This is a genomic window from Rhodococcus mengyinensis, assembly GCF_048381435.1.
Classification (GTDB): domain Bacteria; phylum Actinomycetota; class Actinomycetes; order Mycobacteriales; family Mycobacteriaceae; genus Rhodococcus_F; species Rhodococcus_F opacus_D.
This window is the reverse complement of the sequence record NZ_JBLWIT010000141.1, coordinates 1-15,220: the sequence shown is the minus strand read 5'-3', so window position 1 is coordinate 15,220 and position 15,220 is coordinate 1. Positions and strand designations below refer to the sequence as shown.

Annotated in this window: 17 protein-coding genes and 1 tRNA gene; 7 read left to right on the top strand and 11 right to left on the bottom strand. The window is 67.7% G+C overall.

What is annotated here, in order from left to right; genetic code table 11:
* Positions 1-5: 5 nt before the first annotated feature.
* Positions 6-614, top strand: coding sequence for a ClpP family protease (locus tag ACNJ7E_RS36095; protein WP_005568279.1), 609 nt, complete (start codon positions 6-8; stop codon positions 612-614).
* Between the two features lie 4 nt (positions 615-618).
* Positions 619-1,203, top strand: a complete 585-nt coding sequence (locus ACNJ7E_RS36090) for an ATP-dependent Clp protease proteolytic subunit (protein WP_005264590.1) — start codon at positions 619-621, stop codon at positions 1,201-1,203.
* Positions 1,204-1,211: 8 nt separating this feature from the next.
* Here the strand turns inward: ACNJ7E_RS36090 and ACNJ7E_RS36085 are convergent, their stop codons facing one another.
* The 3 genes from ACNJ7E_RS36085 to ACNJ7E_RS36075 all read right to left on the bottom strand — a co-directional run bounded on the left by ACNJ7E_RS36085 (position 1,212) and on the right by ACNJ7E_RS36075 (position 4,298).
* Positions 1,212-1,559, bottom strand: a complete 348-nt coding sequence (locus tag ACNJ7E_RS36085; protein WP_280783710.1) for a helix-turn-helix domain-containing protein — start codon at positions 1,557-1,559, stop codon at positions 1,212-1,214.
* Between the two features lie 106 nt (positions 1,560-1,665).
* A complete protein-coding gene (locus tag ACNJ7E_RS36080; protein WP_280783641.1) occupies positions 1,666-2,514 on the bottom strand; it encodes an alpha/beta fold hydrolase in 849 nt (282 codons plus the stop codon).
* Positions 2,511-4,298: an N-acyl-D-amino-acid deacylase family protein gene (locus tag ACNJ7E_RS36075; protein ID WP_418342117.1), complete on the bottom strand. Its 1,788-nt coding sequence runs from the start codon at positions 4,296-4,298 to the stop codon at positions 2,511-2,513. The genes ACNJ7E_RS36080 and ACNJ7E_RS36075 overlap by 4 nt, the downstream gene beginning before the upstream one ends.
* Before the next feature lie 99 nt (positions 4,299-4,397).
* Here ACNJ7E_RS36075 and ACNJ7E_RS36070 point away from each other — a divergent pair, with 99 nt between their 5' ends.
* On the top strand, positions 4,398-5,006 hold the full coding sequence (locus tag ACNJ7E_RS36070; RefSeq protein WP_280783643.1) for a TetR/AcrR family transcriptional regulator: 609 nt from the start codon (positions 4,398-4,400) through the stop codon (positions 5,004-5,006).
* A gap of 6 nt (positions 5,007-5,012) precedes the next feature.
* Here the strand turns inward: ACNJ7E_RS36070 and ACNJ7E_RS36065 are convergent, their stop codons facing one another.
* Genes ACNJ7E_RS36065 through ACNJ7E_RS36055 form a run of 3 tightly spaced genes read right to left on the bottom strand, consistent with a single transcriptional unit; the run spans position 5,013 to position 6,012 of the window.
* Entirely contained in the window at positions 5,013-5,198 is a 186-nt protein-coding gene (locus ACNJ7E_RS36065) for a hypothetical protein (protein WP_418342116.1), read from the bottom strand.
* Positions 5,195-5,713 carry an SRPBCC domain-containing protein gene (locus ACNJ7E_RS36060; protein ID WP_418342115.1) on the bottom strand — a complete coding sequence of 173 codons (519 nt, stop codon included), beginning with the start codon at positions 5,711-5,713 and terminating at the stop codon, positions 5,195-5,197. Before ACNJ7E_RS36060 ends, ACNJ7E_RS36065 begins: the two co-directional genes overlap by 4 nt.
* Entirely contained in the window at positions 5,710-6,012 is a 303-nt protein-coding gene (locus tag ACNJ7E_RS36055) for an ArsR/SmtB family transcription factor (protein WP_280783645.1), read from the bottom strand. Before ACNJ7E_RS36055 ends, ACNJ7E_RS36060 begins: the two co-directional genes overlap by 4 nt.
* Before the next feature lie 206 nt (positions 6,013-6,218).
* On the opposite strand from ACNJ7E_RS36055, the gene ACNJ7E_RS36050 reads away from it, so the two are divergent.
* Both ACNJ7E_RS36050 and ACNJ7E_RS36045 read left to right on the top strand, forming a co-directional pair.
* Positions 6,219-7,832, top strand: coding sequence for a class I adenylate-forming enzyme family protein (locus ACNJ7E_RS36050; RefSeq protein WP_418342114.1), 1,614 nt, complete (start codon positions 6,219-6,221; stop codon positions 7,830-7,832).
* Positions 7,833-7,885: 53 nt separating this feature from the next.
* Positions 7,886-9,190 (top strand): MFS transporter, encoded by a 1,305-nt coding sequence (locus ACNJ7E_RS36045; RefSeq protein WP_283335879.1) that lies wholly within the window; start codon positions 7,886-7,888, stop codon positions 9,188-9,190.
* Between the two features lie 48 nt (positions 9,191-9,238).
* Here ACNJ7E_RS36045 and ACNJ7E_RS36040 read toward each other — a convergent pair.
* Positions 9,239-9,310, bottom strand: a tRNA-Cys gene (locus ACNJ7E_RS36040).
* A gap of 93 nt (positions 9,311-9,403) precedes the next feature.
* Between ACNJ7E_RS36040 and ACNJ7E_RS36035 the strand changes: the two genes are divergently transcribed.
* The gene (locus ACNJ7E_RS36035) at positions 9,404-10,654 is read left to right on the top strand and encodes a multidrug effflux MFS transporter (RefSeq protein WP_283335878.1); all 1,251 of its coding nucleotides are present in this window, start codon (positions 9,404-9,406) and stop codon (positions 10,652-10,654) included.
* 54 nt (positions 10,655-10,708) lie between these two features.
* A complete protein-coding gene (locus ACNJ7E_RS36030) occupies positions 10,709-11,242 on the top strand; it encodes a MarR family winged helix-turn-helix transcriptional regulator (protein ID WP_005252880.1) in 534 nt (177 codons plus the stop codon).
* 57 nt (positions 11,243-11,299) lie between these two features.
* On the opposite strand, the gene ACNJ7E_RS36025 is transcribed toward ACNJ7E_RS36030, so the two are convergent.
* Genes ACNJ7E_RS36025 through ACNJ7E_RS36010 form a run of 4 tightly spaced genes read right to left on the bottom strand, consistent with a single transcriptional unit; the run spans position 11,300 to position 15,220 of the window.
* A complete protein-coding gene (locus ACNJ7E_RS36025) occupies positions 11,300-12,076 on the bottom strand; it encodes an enoyl-CoA hydratase (protein WP_283353543.1) in 777 nt (258 codons plus the stop codon).
* Entirely contained in the window at positions 12,073-13,008 is a 936-nt protein-coding gene (mmsB, locus tag ACNJ7E_RS36020; protein ID WP_274542891.1) for a 3-hydroxyisobutyrate dehydrogenase, read from the bottom strand. The genes ACNJ7E_RS36025 and mmsB overlap by 4 nt, the downstream gene beginning before the upstream one ends.
* Positions 13,005-14,063, bottom strand: a complete 1,059-nt coding sequence (locus ACNJ7E_RS36015) for an enoyl-CoA hydratase/isomerase family protein (protein WP_418342113.1) — start codon at positions 14,061-14,063, stop codon at positions 13,005-13,007. Before ACNJ7E_RS36015 ends, mmsB begins: the two co-directional genes overlap by 4 nt.
* Before the next feature lie 5 nt (positions 14,064-14,068).
* Positions 14,069-15,220: an isobutyryl-CoA dehydrogenase gene (locus tag ACNJ7E_RS36010; protein ID WP_280781155.1), complete on the bottom strand. Its 1,152-nt coding sequence runs from the start codon at positions 15,218-15,220 to the stop codon at positions 14,069-14,071.

Sequence of the window (15,220 nt, the reverse complement as noted above, 5' to 3'; positions counted from 1 at the left end):
GAGGCATGACCACAGCCGCACTACCCGACCTGAACTACCGCGACCTGTTGGCGGACAGACTGTTTCGTCAGCGCACGATCCTCCTCACCGGCGAGGTGGACGACGCCATGGCCGAGCGGGCCTGCTCCGAACTGGTGCTGCTCGCGGCCGCCGACCCCAAACGCGACATCGTGCTGTACATCAATTCCCCGGGCGGCTCCGTCTTCGCCGGCCTGGCCATCTACGACACGATGAAGCTCGTTCCCAACGACGTGGTGACCGTCGCCATGGGTTTCGCCGCCAGCATGGGCCAGGTACTGCTGTGCTCGGGCACCCACGGCAAACGGATCAGTCTGGCGCACAGCCGCATCATGATGCACCAGCCCTCGGCCGGCATCGGCGGCACCGCCGTCGACATCGCCATCCAGGCCGAGAGCCTCGAACGGATGAAACGACAGTCGCAGGAGATCCTCGCCGCCGAGACGGGGCATCCGGTCGAGCAGATCGCCGAGGACAGCGACCGGGACCGGTGGTTCACCGCCGACGAAGCCCGCGACTACGGGATCGTCGACCGCGTCGTGTCCTCGTTCGCCGAGATCGCCCCGCACACCACCGCCCCGAGAATTGGATTGTGAAGCCATGTCCCAATACACCATTCCCCACGTCATCGAGCGCACCCCGGCAGGCGAGCGGTCGTTCGACATCTTCAGCCGACTGCTGAACGAGCGGATCGTCTTCCTGGGCACCGAGATCGACGACGGAGTCGCCAATGTCGTGATGGCACAGCTACTCCACCTCCAGGCGGACAGTTCCGATCAGGAGATCGGTCTGTACATCAATTCGCCCGGCGGCTCCACGACCGCGATGCTCGCGATCTACGACACGATGCAGTTCCTCCGACCGACCATCGCCACGTACTGCATGGGTCAGGCCGCGTCCGCCGCTGCCGTGCTCCTGGCGGCGGGAACCAAGGGACACCGCCACGTCCTGGCCCATTCCCGGACGCTGCTGCACCAGCCGTCGACACAGGGCAACGGCACGATCTCCGACCTGGCGCTCCAGGCCGCGGAGATCATGCGGGTCCGTTCGCAGACCGAGGCGATCCTGAGCAAACACACCGGTCAGACCGTCGAACGCCTGCGGCGGGACACCGACCGGGACCGCATCTTCACAGCCGAGGAGGCCATCGAGTACGGCCTGGCCGACACGCTCGTCGCGGCCTGACGAGGACGCTACGCGGCGAGCAGCGTGGGCACCTGCCGGTTCACGCTCCTGGTCGCCGGGTTCCGGTTCGCCGCGCCGAGCCGGCGCCCGGACCGGAACAGCAGGTGTTCCACCGGCAGACCGAGCGCGCCGCACACCGCGCGCAGCATTTCCGACGACGGCTCCTTCTTCCCGCGTTCGATCTCGGAGAGGTACTGCTTCGACATGCCGACGGCGGCGGCGACGTCCTCGAGGCTCCGATCCTGGTCCCGGCGGGCCTCGCGGAGCACTCGCCCGTACAGCTCACGCACCAGCGGCTCCTCCCGTGATTGCTCGGGAGCGGCTGTCACCAGCGTCAGTCTGCGCTGAGCTTCCATACCGTCGGAGTCTTCCAGACGACGCACCCGGACGGAGCGGCGTTCACCGACAGCGGACAGCCGATCAGTACCGCCCGGCGACGGGGCGCGGACGGACCGATCGGCGTCACGACTCATCGAGCAGGTGGTTGCCGAGTAGTTCGTCGACGCGCTCGGCCGCCTCGTCCGGAATCCAATGGCTCACGCCGCGGAACACCTCGTAGGTGTACGGGCCGTCGACGAAGCGTGCGGTCAGCTCGGGACCTACCGGCCCGATCGCCGTGTCGCCGTCGCTCCACACGAAGAGCGTGGGCACCCGGACCTTCCGGGAGGCCGAACGGGGTGCGGTGAACGGCATGGCCCGATACCAGTTCAGGGCGCCCCGGGCCCGCGTCCGGTCGCGCATGGGCTCCAGGTCGCGCTTCGCCCCGTCCGCAGACTGGCCGCTGGCGAGCAGTGCCCGGTAGCCGTAACCGTCCGGGGTGATCAGCCGCTCCGGAATCCACGGCAGCTGGAACGCGAACATGTACCAGGACTTCAGGATCTGGCGACTGGTGAGCATCGCCCGCACGAACGCCGCCGGATGCGGCACCGACAGCGCCGTGAGCGTGCGAACCCGGTCGGGCCGTTCCGCCGCGATTCCCCAGGCCACCGCCGCGCCCCAGTCGTGCCCGACGACATGCGCCGGCCCGAGGCCCGCCTGGTCGATGAGCGCGACGACGTCCGCGACCAGTTCCGCGGTGCGGTACGCCCAGCGGGCGCGGGGCCGGGCCCCGGCCGAATAGCCGCGCTGGTCCGGCGCCAGGGTGCGAAATCCCCGCCGGTGCAGCAGCGGCGCCAGTTCGTCCCACGACCGCGAGTCCTGCGGAAATCCATGTAACAGCACCACCGGCGTGCCGTCGATCGGACCCTCGTCGCGAACGTCGAACACGAGCCCGTCCCGGGTGAACGTGCCGATCCGTTCCGTGCCGCTCATCGGACGGCCGGCTCACGCTCGCTGCGGTCGGCGGCCGACGCACCGGCGCGGAGGAACCGTCCCGTTTTGGTGACGCCGAACCCGCCGGTGAACTCCCCGTCGCGGTAGACGAGCCTGCCGTTGATCACCGTCGCGACCGCCGCGCCGTCACTGCGGTTCACCATCCGGCGCAGACCGCCGTACTCGGGGACCTCGGCCTCGAACAATCCGTCCACCGTCGCGTCGAGACCCGCCGGATCGATGACGACGAGGTCGGCGCGGTCCCCTTCGCGCAGGTGGCCGGCATCGATGCCGTACCAGTCGGCCAGCTCGCCCGTCAGCCGGTGGACGGCACGCTCGACGGACAGGAACGGTTTGCGGTCGGATTGCGCGTCCTTGACCTTCTTCAGCAACCGGATCGGATAGTTGTAGAACGCCATGTTGCGCAGGTGCGCACCCGCGTCGCCGAATCCCATCTGCACGCCGGAACTGGCCGCGAGCTTCTTCGCGAACTTGGGACGATGGTTGGCGATGGTGGTCCGCCACCGCAGATCGGTGCCGTACTTCACGACGAGATCGAGGTAGGCGTCGACCGGGTGGACACCACGCAGGTCGCCCACCGCGCCGAACGTCTTGCCGATCAGCGCCTCGTCGGGGCACCCGACGATCACCGCGTCGTAGAAATTGCGGTGCCAGATGCGGGGGCTGAACTTGTTGTCGTAGTCCTTGCGGAACCGGCGTCGGTAGGACTCGTCCTGCAGCAGGGCGTTTCGCTCCACCTGGTCCTTCAGATGCAGTGCCGCCGCGCCGGCGCCGAACTCCTCGAACACCACGAGGTCGATGCCGTCCGCGTAGACGGTGAACGGCACCGGAAGGTGCTGCCACTTGAAGTCGGTCTTGGCGAAGCGGTTCAGCAGGGGCGCCGCGGCGAGCATGAAGTACACGATCGGCGGGTAGGCCTTCGAGTCCGCGGCCGACAGCAGCGATGTCTTGAGGGGCTTGCGTCGTCCCAGACCCGAACTTTCCGCGAAGAATCCCGCGATGTTGGGGTGCAGGTTGATCGTCGGCGCGCTCTGCAGGATCTTGCCTCGCTCGCGCAGGATGCGGTTGAGGAAGCGGAACTCCTTCCACCGCGCATACGTGGACGGCAATGAGCGCGAACGGTATTCGTCGCCGTCGATCTTGTCGAGCGCATTCGTCATCGAGGACAGGCCGAGGAAGCCGGCGTCGACGGCCTCGGTGAGCATCGCGCCCATCCGCTCGAGTTCGCGGGTGCTCGGCGTGGTCCGCTTGTCGGTGCCCCGGCCGAGGCCGAGCACGTGGGTGCGGATGTCGGAGTGCCCGATGAAACCGGCGACATTGGGGCCGAGCGGCAGCGATTCCAGTGCCTCGACGTACTCCGCCGGGCTCTGCCAGATCTTGTTCTCGTCCAGGATCCTGAGCACGGAGTCGTGTGGCACGGCCTCGACCCGGCTGAACAGGTCGGCGCATTCACGCGGCGTCGAATACACGGTGGACAGGGAGCAGTTTCCGAGGACGACGGTGGTCACGCCGTGTCGCACCGACTCCGGCAGCCCGGGGCTGACGAGCACCTCCGCGTCGTAGTGAGTGTGCACGTCGACGAATCCGGGGACCACCCATTTGCCTGCCGCATCGATGATCTCGGTGTCGGGCCCGACGGGCAGGGGTCGGATCGATGCGCGGACGACGACACCGTCGCGGATGCCGAGATTGCGCCGCCGGGGCGCGGATCCGGTTCCGTCGAACCACAGCCCACCATTGACGACGACATCGAAATCCGACATTGTTGCGCTCCTCACACTCGGTATGTGTAACCCGAGGTTACGTATCCCGTTGAGTAAAAGTCAATGGACGGCGCGAGGGTTCCTCAATAGAGTGCAGGGGTGGCCGCCGCACCCCGCTCTCCCGAAGATCGGCGCGCGCAGATCCTCGACGTGGCCGTCCGGCTTCTCGAGACGGTGCCGTTCGACGACCTGTCGATGGACCAGGTGGCGGCCGAGGCGGGTGTCTCCCCGCCCCTGCTGTTCCACTACTTCAAGAACAAGCAGGGTTTTCGCAACGCCGTCCTCGAGGCCTCGGCCTCCGAATTGCAACGCCGGATGACACCCGACGCGACGCTCCCCGTGTCCGGGCAGCTCCGAGCCGGCGTCGAAACGTTCGCGGACGCGGTGATCGAGCACCCCACCATCTACCTGGCGGTCATGCGGATGGCCGGTAGCGGTGACGAGCGGATGCGGAAGATCTACCGCGGCATGCGGCGCACGTTCACCCGCTGGATAGGCGCGTCGCTGGCCGAGCTCGGGGTGCCGACGACACCCGCGCTCGAGGCCGCGATTTCGGGCTGGCAGGCGTTCATGGAGGAGATCGTGCTGTCGTGGCTCGACGAGCCGACCATGGACCGCACGGACATGATCGATCTCTGCGAACGCGCTTTCTATCACCTGCTTCCGGCGGCAGGCGTCGACGTCGACGCACTGGACGTGACACGCTGATCCGGATCACACCCGGACAGCAACCCCGGGCTCGCCTCCCACGCCTTCGCGGCCGGGTTGGTCGACGCGTACCAGGTGTTCGTCGTTCCCGTCGTTGCGGGAGGCGGCACCCGGTCTCTCCCGGAGCGCGTCCGGTGCGGGCTGGAACTGCTGGACGAGCGCCGTTTCGGCAGAGGGTCTACCGGATGTCATTGGCCGGCGCGCTGCGCCTCCAGGAATTTCCGTCCCGGCGTCGGGTCGACGCCGAAGCGCTCGGCGTAGCGCTCGTGAAGTTCCTCCCACCGATCCCACGACCCGTGCGCCTCCGCCTCGGAGAGGTACCCGCCTGCGAGATGAGGCTTGAGCCGCGACAGGTAGGTCTCCCAGCCGGCCGCGGTCTGCGCTGCGATCGCACGGTCACCGAAGACATGGATGAAGATCAGCCGGCATCCGTCGCCCTCAGCGGTCAGATCGAAGCTGTACCGCTCACCGCCGAAGGTCCACGCCAGCCGATGGGGTTCATCGACCTCGGTCACCTCGCCGGTCGCGCCGTAGGCCTCGAAGGTCTCCCCTGTCGCCGGTGTCCACTCGGCGGCGGCGGGAAACCAGCGCTCGAGCTCTGCCGGCACGCTGACCGCCCGCCACACGCGTTCGATCGAGTGGGCGAGCGTGCGCTCGAAGCGCAGCGCCGGGCGGCCGTCGATCGTCTCCAGGGTTCCGTCGGTCATGGGTTCTCCTCCAGGTGTCGTTCGAGGGCGTCGAGGCGCCTCGACCAGTACGCGCGGTACGGCTCCAGCCACTGGTCGACCTCGGCGAGGGGTTCTGGGCGCAGCGCGTACAGACGTTGCTTGCCGTCCACGCGCACCACGACGAGCCCGGCCTCGCGCAGTACCTTGAGGTGCTTGGACACGCCGGGCTGACTGAGCGCGATGCGCTCCACCAGTTCTCCGGCGGGCCGCTCACCCTCACGCAGCAGGTCGAGAATCTGTCTGCGGTGCGGCTCGGCCAGGGCGGCGTAGGCGCTCATAGCCTCATATTGCCAGACGGAAATATGAGTGGCAACCGTCACCGAGGTCGTCACGGCAACCCCGGCTTCCTCGGGCGGCGGGCGGGGCCCCGACTTGACACACCTCATGTGACACACAACACTTGCCCACACCGACCGAGCGAGTGATCGGTCGGCCGCTCGAATTCGGACATCCCGTTCGGACCGAGCCGGAGAAAGGACATGCGGTGTCGTCGACGTTCATCAACGACGGAATCCAGGAGCCACCCGTGGCGACCACGCTCGACGCGTGGCAGGCGCGCGTGCAGGCGTATCCCGATCACCCGGCCGTGGCCTATTTCGATGGTGTCCTCACTGCCCGTGAGGTCGACGACCTGTCGGACGCCCTCGCCGTCGCGCTGAGCGAGTGGGGCGTCGGGCGCGGTGACCGGGTGGGCATCTACCTGCAGAATGTGCCGCAGTACGTCCTCGCTCTGCTGGCGCTGTGGAAGGTCGGCGCAGCAGCGCTGGTGCTCAATCCGATGTACCGCGGAAACGAACTCCGCCGCCTCGTCGACGATGCGGAGCCGATCGGCATCCTCTGCGAAGACGTGAGCGCCGCGGCCACGGCGGAGACCCTGCGAGGCAGCAGCGTGCGATTCTCGATCAGCACCAGCGCCCTCGATTTCCAGACCCGCAACGATCCGCGGGTGTTCGAGTCCACCACGCGCGCCACGCCGGCGGCCGACGGCGACCTCGTCGAACTCCTCGCGCGCTTTCGCGGCAGGCGGCCTCCCCTGGTCGAACTCGGCGGAGACGACCTCGCGCTGCTCACCTACACCTCCGGGACCACCGGCCCACCGAAGGGCGCGCTCAACTCCCACGCGAACGTGCTGGCCACCGCACTCGACTTCGGTGAGTGCGCCGGCGTCGTCGACGGTGACGTCGTGTTCGCCGTCGCTCCCCTGTTCCACATCACCGGCGCCGTGCTCAATGCGGGTGTCGCCCTCGTCCGGGACTGCCTGCTCGTCTTCTCGAACAGGTTCAACGCGGCCGTCGCACTGGAGACGCTCGTGGAGCACCGGGTGACGTACACGATCGGCTCGATCACCGTGTTCAACGCGCTGTCCGAGGTTCCGGGGGTGAGCGCGGACCACTTCGCCTCGGTCAAGACCCTCTACTCGGGCGGCGCGCCCATCCCGCCTGCCACCGTGGAGAAGTTCGAAGCCCGATTCGGCAAGTACATCCACAACGCGTACGGGATGACCGAGACGACGGCCGGAGTGATTGCGGTGCCACCCGGCCTGCGGGCGCCGGTCGACCCGTCGAGTGGCTCACTGTCCATCGGTCTCCCGCTGCCCCGGGTGGACATCCGCGCCGTCGACCCGAATGGTGACCCTGTTCCGCCCCACACCGCGGGCGAACTGGAAATCGCCGGACCGCAGGTTGTTTCGGGCTACTGGCGCAACCCGGACGCCTCCCGGGACACACTGCCCGGCGGACGGTTGCGCACCGGGGACGTCGCGATCATCGACGAGGCGGGGTGGGTGTATCTCGTCGACCGGCTCAAGGATCAGATCAACGTGTCCGGGTACAAGGTGTGGCCCCGTGAGGTCGAGGACACCCTCTACGAACACCCGGCCGTGCACGAGGCCGCCGTCGTCGGGCAACCCGACGACTACCAGGGCGAATCGGTGGTGGCCTACGTCTCGCTCCGCAAGGGCGCGACCGCCACCGAGGACGAACTCGTCGCGTTCGCCCGCGACCGGCTCGCCGCGTACAAGCGGCCGCGGCTGGTGCACATCATCACCGACCTCCCGAAGACCCAGACAGGCAAGATCCGTCGCAGCGACCTGCGTTGACGGCTCCTCCCCTCGACATCTCGACTCCGCGACCCCGACGAAAGTGACTGCACGTGAACGTCGACCTCACTCGCCAGGCGCAGCCTGACACCCATTCCGGCACCACCCTCGCCTCCCGCAAGAAATCGCTCCTCGCCAGCTCCGTCGGCAACGTCCTCGAGTGGTACGAGTGGAGCGCGTACGCGGTGTTCGCCCCGTTCATCGCGGCGGCGATGTTCAGCAACTCGGACCCGGTCTCGGCCCTGCTGTCCACGCTCGCCGTGTTCGCGGTCGGGTTCCTGATGCGCCCGCTCGGCGGGATCATCTTCGGCCGGATCGCCGACAAGCGCGGACGCAAGTTCGTCCTCGTCACGACCATGCTGATGATGGCCACCGGCAGCCTGATCATCGGGGTGATGCCCACCTACTCGACGATCGGCGCGTGGGCGTCGCTGATCCTGCTCACCGCGCGCGTCATGCAGGGCTTCGCGCACGGCGGCGAGTCCGCGACCGCGTATTCCTACGTCGGTGAGATCGCACCTCCGCACCGGCGCGGCATGTGGGGCAGCGTCGCGTTCATCGCGATCTTCGGCGGTTCGGTGCTGGCCTACACCGTCGGCGGCGTCGTCACCTCCTCCCTGTCCGACACCGCTGTCGGTCAATGGGGTTGGCGTATCCCCTTCCTCATCGGCGCGCTCCTGGCACTGTTCGCCCTGTACCTGCGCCGCAGCATGGACGAGAGCGACGTCTTCGATGCTGCGCAGAAGGATGACGATCAGCCGAGCATCCCCCGCCGCACCGTCGTCCGGGCGATCCTCCTGATGATCGGGATGACCTCGGGCATCACGGCCGCGCACTACACGTGGACGTCGTACATCTCTACGTACGCGATCACGCAGCAGGGCATGAATCCCGACACCGCGTACTGGATGCTGGTGATCGCTCAGCTGATCGCTCTGGTCTCGCTGCCGTTCCTCGGGTTGCTCTCCGACAAGATCGGCCGACGGCCCATGCTGGGGGCCTTCGCGGTTCTGATGTTCGTCCTGCAGTTGCCGCTGACGATGATGATCACGTCCGATGGGTGGACCCTGCTCGTCGCCACCACCGCCGCCCTGCTGATCGTCGCGGTCCCGGCGTCGATTCTGTCCTCCACGCTGTCGGAGAGCTTCCCGACGCGACTACGCACCCAGGCGATCGGATTCGCGTACTCGTTCTCCGTAGCGGTGTTCGGTGGCACCGCCCCGTACCTGAACCAGCTTCTCCTCGGACTCGACCTCGGCTGGGTGTTCGGCGTCTACATCATGGTGCTGGCCGTGCTCACCGGCGTCGCGTGCCTGTTCATGAAGGAGACCAAGGGCATTCGCCTCGAAGACGTGTGACCACGCGAAAGAGAACCGGCAGGTGCATCACCTGCCGGTTCTCACCCGAGCGAGTGACGGGATTCGAACCCGTGTGAACGGCTTTGCAGGCCGGTACCTCAACCACTCAGTCACACCCGCATCGATGATTACTGTGCCCGGCCGGTGCCCCGGGCGCGAGGGTTGCGCTCACGGTGATTCTGAAACCGACACGCCGGGGCGGGAACAAACCACGTGCCCTCGTTGCTGTGTTGCTTCGTGACCGATACCGAAGAACGCGCCGCCCCGACCGCCGACCGGACAACCACCCGTCCCAGCCTTCGGGTGATCCTGGTACTCGGCGCGATGGTGGCCCTCGGCCCCTTCACCATCGACATGTACCTGCCCGCGCTTCCGGACATCGGAACCGACCTCGGCGCGTCCTCGTCCGCGGTCCAGCTGACCATCACCGGCACCCTGCTCGGCCTCGCGCTGGGGCAGTTGATCGTCGGACCGCTCGCGGACAGCCTCGGGCGCAGGCGTCCCCTGATCGCCGGTATCGGTGTCCACGTCGTCGCGTCCGTGCTCGCGGTCTTCGCGCCGACCGTGGCCGTGCTGGGTGTGCTCCGCGTCTTCCAGGGCATAGGGGCCGCCGCCGCAGCGGTGGTCGCGCTCGCCGTCGTCCGCGACCTGTTCTCGGGGAACACCGTGGCCGTCGTGATGTCGCGGCTGATGCTCGTGCTCGGCGTCGCACCCGTTCTCGCCCCGAGTATCGGCGGGGCGCTCCTCATCGCCGTCGACTGGCGCGGGATCTTCGTCGTCCTCGCCGTGATCGGCATGCTGACAGCATTGATCGGTGTGTGGGGTCTGACGGAGACGCTGCCGCCGGAACGGCGGCGCAAGAGCAATCTGCGCGCCGTGCTGGGCACCTACAAGAGCCTGCTGGGTGACCGCGCGTTCATGGTGCTCGCCCTCGTGTCGAGTGTGGCGATGGGATCGTTGTTCTCGTACGTCTCCGGTGCGTCGTTCGTGTTCCAGGACCAGTACGGCCTGGACGAGCAGCAGTTCGCGCTGCTGTTCAGCTCCGGCGCGATCGCTCTGATCGGCGCCTCGCAACTCAACGTCCGCGCCCTCGCACGGTGGTCACCGCTGCAGATCACGGTGTCGGCCCTCGCCTTCGCGACGGTGGCCGGGCTGGCGCTGGTCACCACCGCCCACTTCGAGTTCGGCGGGCTCGTCGGGTTCGTCGTTCCGCTGTGGTTCCTCCTCGCCGGTGTCGGCTTCGTCCTGCCCAACGCCCCGGCACTGGCTCTCGGCCGGCACGGGGAGGCGGCCGGTACGGCGGCCGCGCTGCTCGGCGCCCTGCAGTTCGGTGTCGGCGCGCTGATCGCTCCCCTGGTCGGCGTGCTCGGCAACACTGGCGTCGCACTCGCGGTCACGATGACGGCGTGCGCGGGACTCGGACTCGTGGCGTTGGCGGCCGCCGCGAAGGCGGAAGCGCACTGACGACACGTTCGGCAGATTTTCGCGGCCCATCACCCGTCATGGGATGATCGACGCATGCCACCACCGTCACCACTTCATCTCGACCCCATCGAAGAGGCCCACCGGCAGTGGACGAAGCACGGCTGGGGTGATGTCGCCGACGGCATGGCCGCGGTGACCTCGGTGATGCGGGCACAGCAGATCATGATGGCCCGGGTGGAAGAGGTGCTCAAGCCGTCGGGGCTCACGTTCGCCCGGTACGAACTGCTGACACTGCTGACGTTCACGCGCACGGGCGCACTCCCGATGGCGAAGGCCAGCGCGCGCCTTCAGGTTCACCCCACCAGCGTCACCAACGCCGTCGACCGGCTCGAAACGGCGAACCTCGTGCGGCGTGTCCCGCACCCTAGCGATCGCCGGGCGACCCTGATCGAAATCACCGACGCGGGAAGGAAACTGGCCGTCGAGTCCACCGAGCGACTCAACGCCCAGGTGTTCTCGAGTCCCGGGGTATCCGGCGACAAGCTGGAACAACTGGTCACGATCCTCGCCGAACTGCGCCGCGAGGCAGGCGATTTCGACACCGGAGACGCCCCCACCAAGTGGTGAGACGACTGTCGCCCCGCACCGGATCCCGGTGCGGGGCGACAGTCGTTTTCAGGGTTTCTAGCGGTGTTTGAACACGGGCGCACGCTTCTCGACGAACGCTGCCATGCCTTCCTTCTGATCCTCGGTGGCGAACGTCGAATGGAAGACCCGACGTTCGAACCGGACGCCCTCGGTGAGGGTGGTCTCGAACGAGCGGTTGACGGCTTCCTTCGCCATCATCGCGACCGGAAGCGACATCTCGGCGATGGTGGTCGCCGTCTGCAGCGCCTCGTCGAGCAGCTCCGCGGCAGGGACGATCCGCGACACCAGCCCGGCACGTTCGGCCTCCTCGGCGTCCATGTTCCGGCCGGTCAGGCACAGTTCCATGGCCTTGGCCTTACCCACCGCGCGCGTCAGCCGCTGCGAACCGCCGATGCCCGGGATGACACCGAGCTTGATCTCCGGCTGACCGAACTTCGCGGTGTCGGCGGCGATCAGGATGTCGCAGAGCATCGCCAGCTCGCATCCGCCGCCGAGTGCGTAACCGGCAACCGCAGCGATCGTCGGCTTGCGGGCCGCGGCGAGCCGATCCCATGCGGCGAAGAAGTCGTCCAGGTAGACGTCCATGTACGACTTGGGCTGCATCTCCTTGATGTCGGCGCCCGCCGCGAAGGCCCGATCGGAACCGGTGATCAGAATGGCACCGATCTCCGAATCCTTCTCCAACTCCTCCACCGCCGACACGACCTCGCGCATCAGCTCGGAGTTCAGTGCGTTGAGCGCTTTCGGACGGTTGAGGGTGATGATCCCCACCCGGCCCTTGCGTTCGAGCAGGATGGTCTCGAAGTCGGTCACTGGTCTCCCTTGGTAGAACGGTCGCGGATGTCGTTGATGATGGCCGAGAAGTCCTGGCCACCACCACCGGCGGCGTGGAACCGGCTGTACAGCTCGGCGGCCCGCAGCCCGAGGTCGGCCTCGACGCCGTTGGTCTTCAGCGCGTTCGCGGCGAGACCGAGGTCCTTGTCCATCAGCGCGGCCGCGAAGCCCGGCTGGTAGTCGTTGTTGGCCGGGCTCGTCGGAACCGGTCCGGGCACAGGACAGTTGGTGGTGAGCGCCCAGCACTGACCCGACGCGTTGGACGCGACGTCGAACAGGGCCTGGTTGCTCAGACCCAGCTTCTCGCCGAGGACGAACGCCTCACTGATGGCGATCATCGACACGCCCAGAATCATGTTGTTGCAGATCTTCGCGGCCTGACCGTTGCCCGGATCTCCGCAGTGGACGACCTTCTTGCCCATCACGTCCAGCAGCGGCTTCGCGGACTCGAAGTCGTCCGCCGTGCCGCCGACCATGAACGCGAGCGTTCCCGCGGTGGCGCCGACGACGCCGCCGGAGACGGGTGCGTCCACCGAACGGTGGCCCGCCTCGACCGCCTCGTCGTGCGCCGCCCGGGCGTCCGCGACGTCGATGGTGGACGAATCGATGAACAGGGTGCCCGGCTTCGCGGCGGGCAGGATCTCCGCGTAGAGCCCGAGAACGTGCTTGCCGCTCGGCAGCATCGTGATCACGACGTCCACCTCGCGCACGGCCTCGACGGCCGAATCAGCGACGGTGACACCGTCTTTCACTGCCTGTTCGAGTGCGGCGGGCGCGAGGTCGAAGCCGACCACCGTGTGCCCCGCCTTGACGAGGTTGGCCGCCATGGGACCACCCATGTGACCGAGTCCCAGAAATCCGACGGTAGTGCTCATAGCAGTCCCTCCTGGACGCGTGTGGCTGGTGGTCAGTGCTGGCGCTGCGGGGCCGTCAGGCCGAGTTCGAGGTCGCCGAGTGGGGCGAAGAACGCGTCGACCTGCGCTGGGTCGACCTCCTCGATCGTGGCGGGCGACCACTGCGGGTTGCGGTCCTTGTCCACGACCTGCGCCCGGATGCCCTCGACGAGGTCGGGCGAGCTCAGGCAGGCGACGGACACCCGGAACTCGTCGTTGAGCACTTCCTCGAGGCTGCCGGCCTGCCGTGCGCGGCGCAGCGATGTCAGGGTGACCGCGCACGCGGTCGGCGACTTCGAGCGCACCTGCTCGGCCGCCTTCTCCGCCTCGGGCACCCCACTGCCGCGCAGCCGGGCGACGATGTCGGCGACACTGTTCGCCGAGTACGCGGCGTCGATCCAGCCCTGCTGCGCCAGCAACTCCGAGACCGGAGCCGGTTCGGTGAACTGTGCGAGCGCGTCCTGAACCGACGCGGTCGACAGCGCGTCGAGGAACTGCTCGATCTTCTCCGACGGGATGAAGTGGTCGGCGAACCCGCACGCGATCGCGTCGCCGGCACTGAGCCGGGCGGTGGTCAGGGCGATGTGGGTGCCCAACTCGCCCGGGGCGCGGGCGAGCAGGTAGGTGCCCCCGACATCGGGGACGAAACCGATCCCGGTCTCGGGCATCCCGATCATCGACCGCTCGGTGACGATCCGCACGCTGCCGTGCGCCGACACCCCGACCCCACCGCCCATCACGATGCCGTCCATGATCGCCACATACGGCTTGCCGTACCCCGCGATGGCCGCGTTGAGGATGTACTCCTCGCGCCAGAACTCCCGCGAACCGGTGCCCCCGTCCTTGGCGTCGTGGTAGATCGACACGATGTCGCCGCCGGCGCACAGGCCCCGCTCACCCGCACCGGTGATCACCACCGCACGCACCTCGTCGTCGCCGGACCACCCGGCCAAGGCCGCCGCGATCTGCCGCACCATCGCATGATTGAGGGCGTTGATCGCCCTGGGCCGATTGAGCACGATCCGGCCCAGCCCGTCCCGCTTCTCGACAATTACCTCAGATTCAGAATTCACGTAGGTCACCCTGCCGTTCCACTATTTCCGACGACGCTCCGGGCGATGACCACCCGCATGATCTCGTTGCTGCCCTCGAGGATCTGATGGACCCGCAGGTCCCGGACGATCTTCTCGATTCCGTACTCGGCAAGATAGCCGTAACCGCCGTGCAGTTGCAGCGCCTTGTTGGCCACCTCGAAACCGGTGTCGGTGGCGAAGCGTTTGGCCATCGCACACAGTTCGACGACATCGGGAGCGCCGTCCTCGAGCGCGGCCGCCGCCCGCCACAGCAGGGTGCGGGCCGCCTCCAGTTCGGTGCGCATGTCGGCGAGCTGAAACTGCAGCGCCTGCGAGTCGATCAGCGGCGAACCGAACGCCTTCCGGTCCGTCAGGTAGGCGACGGCCCGCTCCAACGCGGTCTGCGCGCCGCCCACCGAGCACGCCGCGATGTTGAGCCGGCCACCGTTGAGGCCGGCCATCGCGATCCGGAAGCCACCGCCCTCGGAACCGAGCAGATTCGCCGCCGGCACCCGCACGTCCTCGAAGATCACCTGACGGGTGGGCTGGGCGTTCCAGCCCATCTTCACCTCGTTCGGCCCGAAGGACAGACCCGGCGACCCCTTGGGGACGATGAACGCCGAAATCCCCCGCGGCCCGCCCTCCCCGGTGCGGGCCATCACCACGTACACATCCGAGGTGCCGGCACCGGAGATGAACTGCTTGACCCCGTTCAGGACGTAGTCGTCGCCGTCGCGGACCGCCCGGGTACTCAGCGCCGCCGCATCCGAACCGGCACCCGGCTCGGTCAGGCAGTAACTGCCCAGCTGATCCATCGAACACAACCCCGGCACCCACGCGCGGCGCTGCTCGTCGGTGCCGAACCTGTCGATCATCCACGTGACCATGTTGTGGATGGAAATGTAGGCGGCGATCGACGGGCACCCCTTCGCGAGCTGCTCGAAGATGCGGGCGGCATCGACACGAGTGAGCTCGGATCCACCCACGTCCTCGCGGATGTAGATCCCACCCATCCCCAACGACGCCGCCTTACGCAGGACGTCCACCGGGAAATGCTTGGCCTGATCCCATTCCACGGCGTGCGGCGCGAGATGCTCGGCCGCGAAGTCGCGGGCAGTGTCGCTGATCGCCCGCTCGTCATCGGTCAAGGTGAACAT

Bases quoted from the DNA above. Each gene is read 5' to 3' on its own strand.
- ACNJ7E_RS36090 (WP_005264590.1), top strand. From the start codon at position 619: ATGTCCCAATACACCATTCCCCACGTCATCGAGCGCACCCCGGCAGGC.
- ACNJ7E_RS36055 (WP_280783645.1), bottom strand. From the start codon at position 6,012: ATGAGCGCCTACGCCGCCCTGGCCGAGCCGCACCGCAGACAGATTCTC.
- ACNJ7E_RS36065 (WP_418342116.1), bottom strand. From the start codon at position 5,198: ATGACATCCGGTAGACCCTCTGCCGAAACGGCGCTCGTCCAGCAGTTC.
- ACNJ7E_RS36075 (WP_418342117.1), bottom strand. From the start codon at position 4,298: ATGTCGGATTTCGATGTCGTCGTCAATGGTGGGCTGTGGTTCGACGGA.
- ACNJ7E_RS36080 (WP_280783641.1), bottom strand. From the start codon at position 2,514: ATGAGCGGCACGGAACGGATCGGCACGTTCACCCGGGACGGGCTCGTG.
- ACNJ7E_RS36030 (WP_005252880.1), top strand. From the start codon at position 10,709: ATGCCACCACCGTCACCACTTCATCTCGACCCCATCGAAGAGGCCCAC.
- ACNJ7E_RS36095 (WP_005568279.1), top strand. From the start codon at position 6: ATGACCACAGCCGCACTACCCGACCTGAACTACCGCGACCTGTTGGCG.
- ACNJ7E_RS36085 (WP_280783710.1), bottom strand. From the start codon at position 1,559: ATGGAAGCTCAGCGCAGACTGACGCTGGTGACAGCCGCTCCCGAGCAA.
- ACNJ7E_RS36010 (WP_280781155.1), bottom strand. From the start codon at position 15,220: ATGTTCACCTTGACCGATGACGAGCGGGCGATCAGCGACACTGCCCGC.
- ACNJ7E_RS36060 (WP_418342115.1), bottom strand. From the start codon at position 5,713: ATGACCGACGGAACCCTGGAGACGATCGACGGCCGCCCGGCGCTGCGC.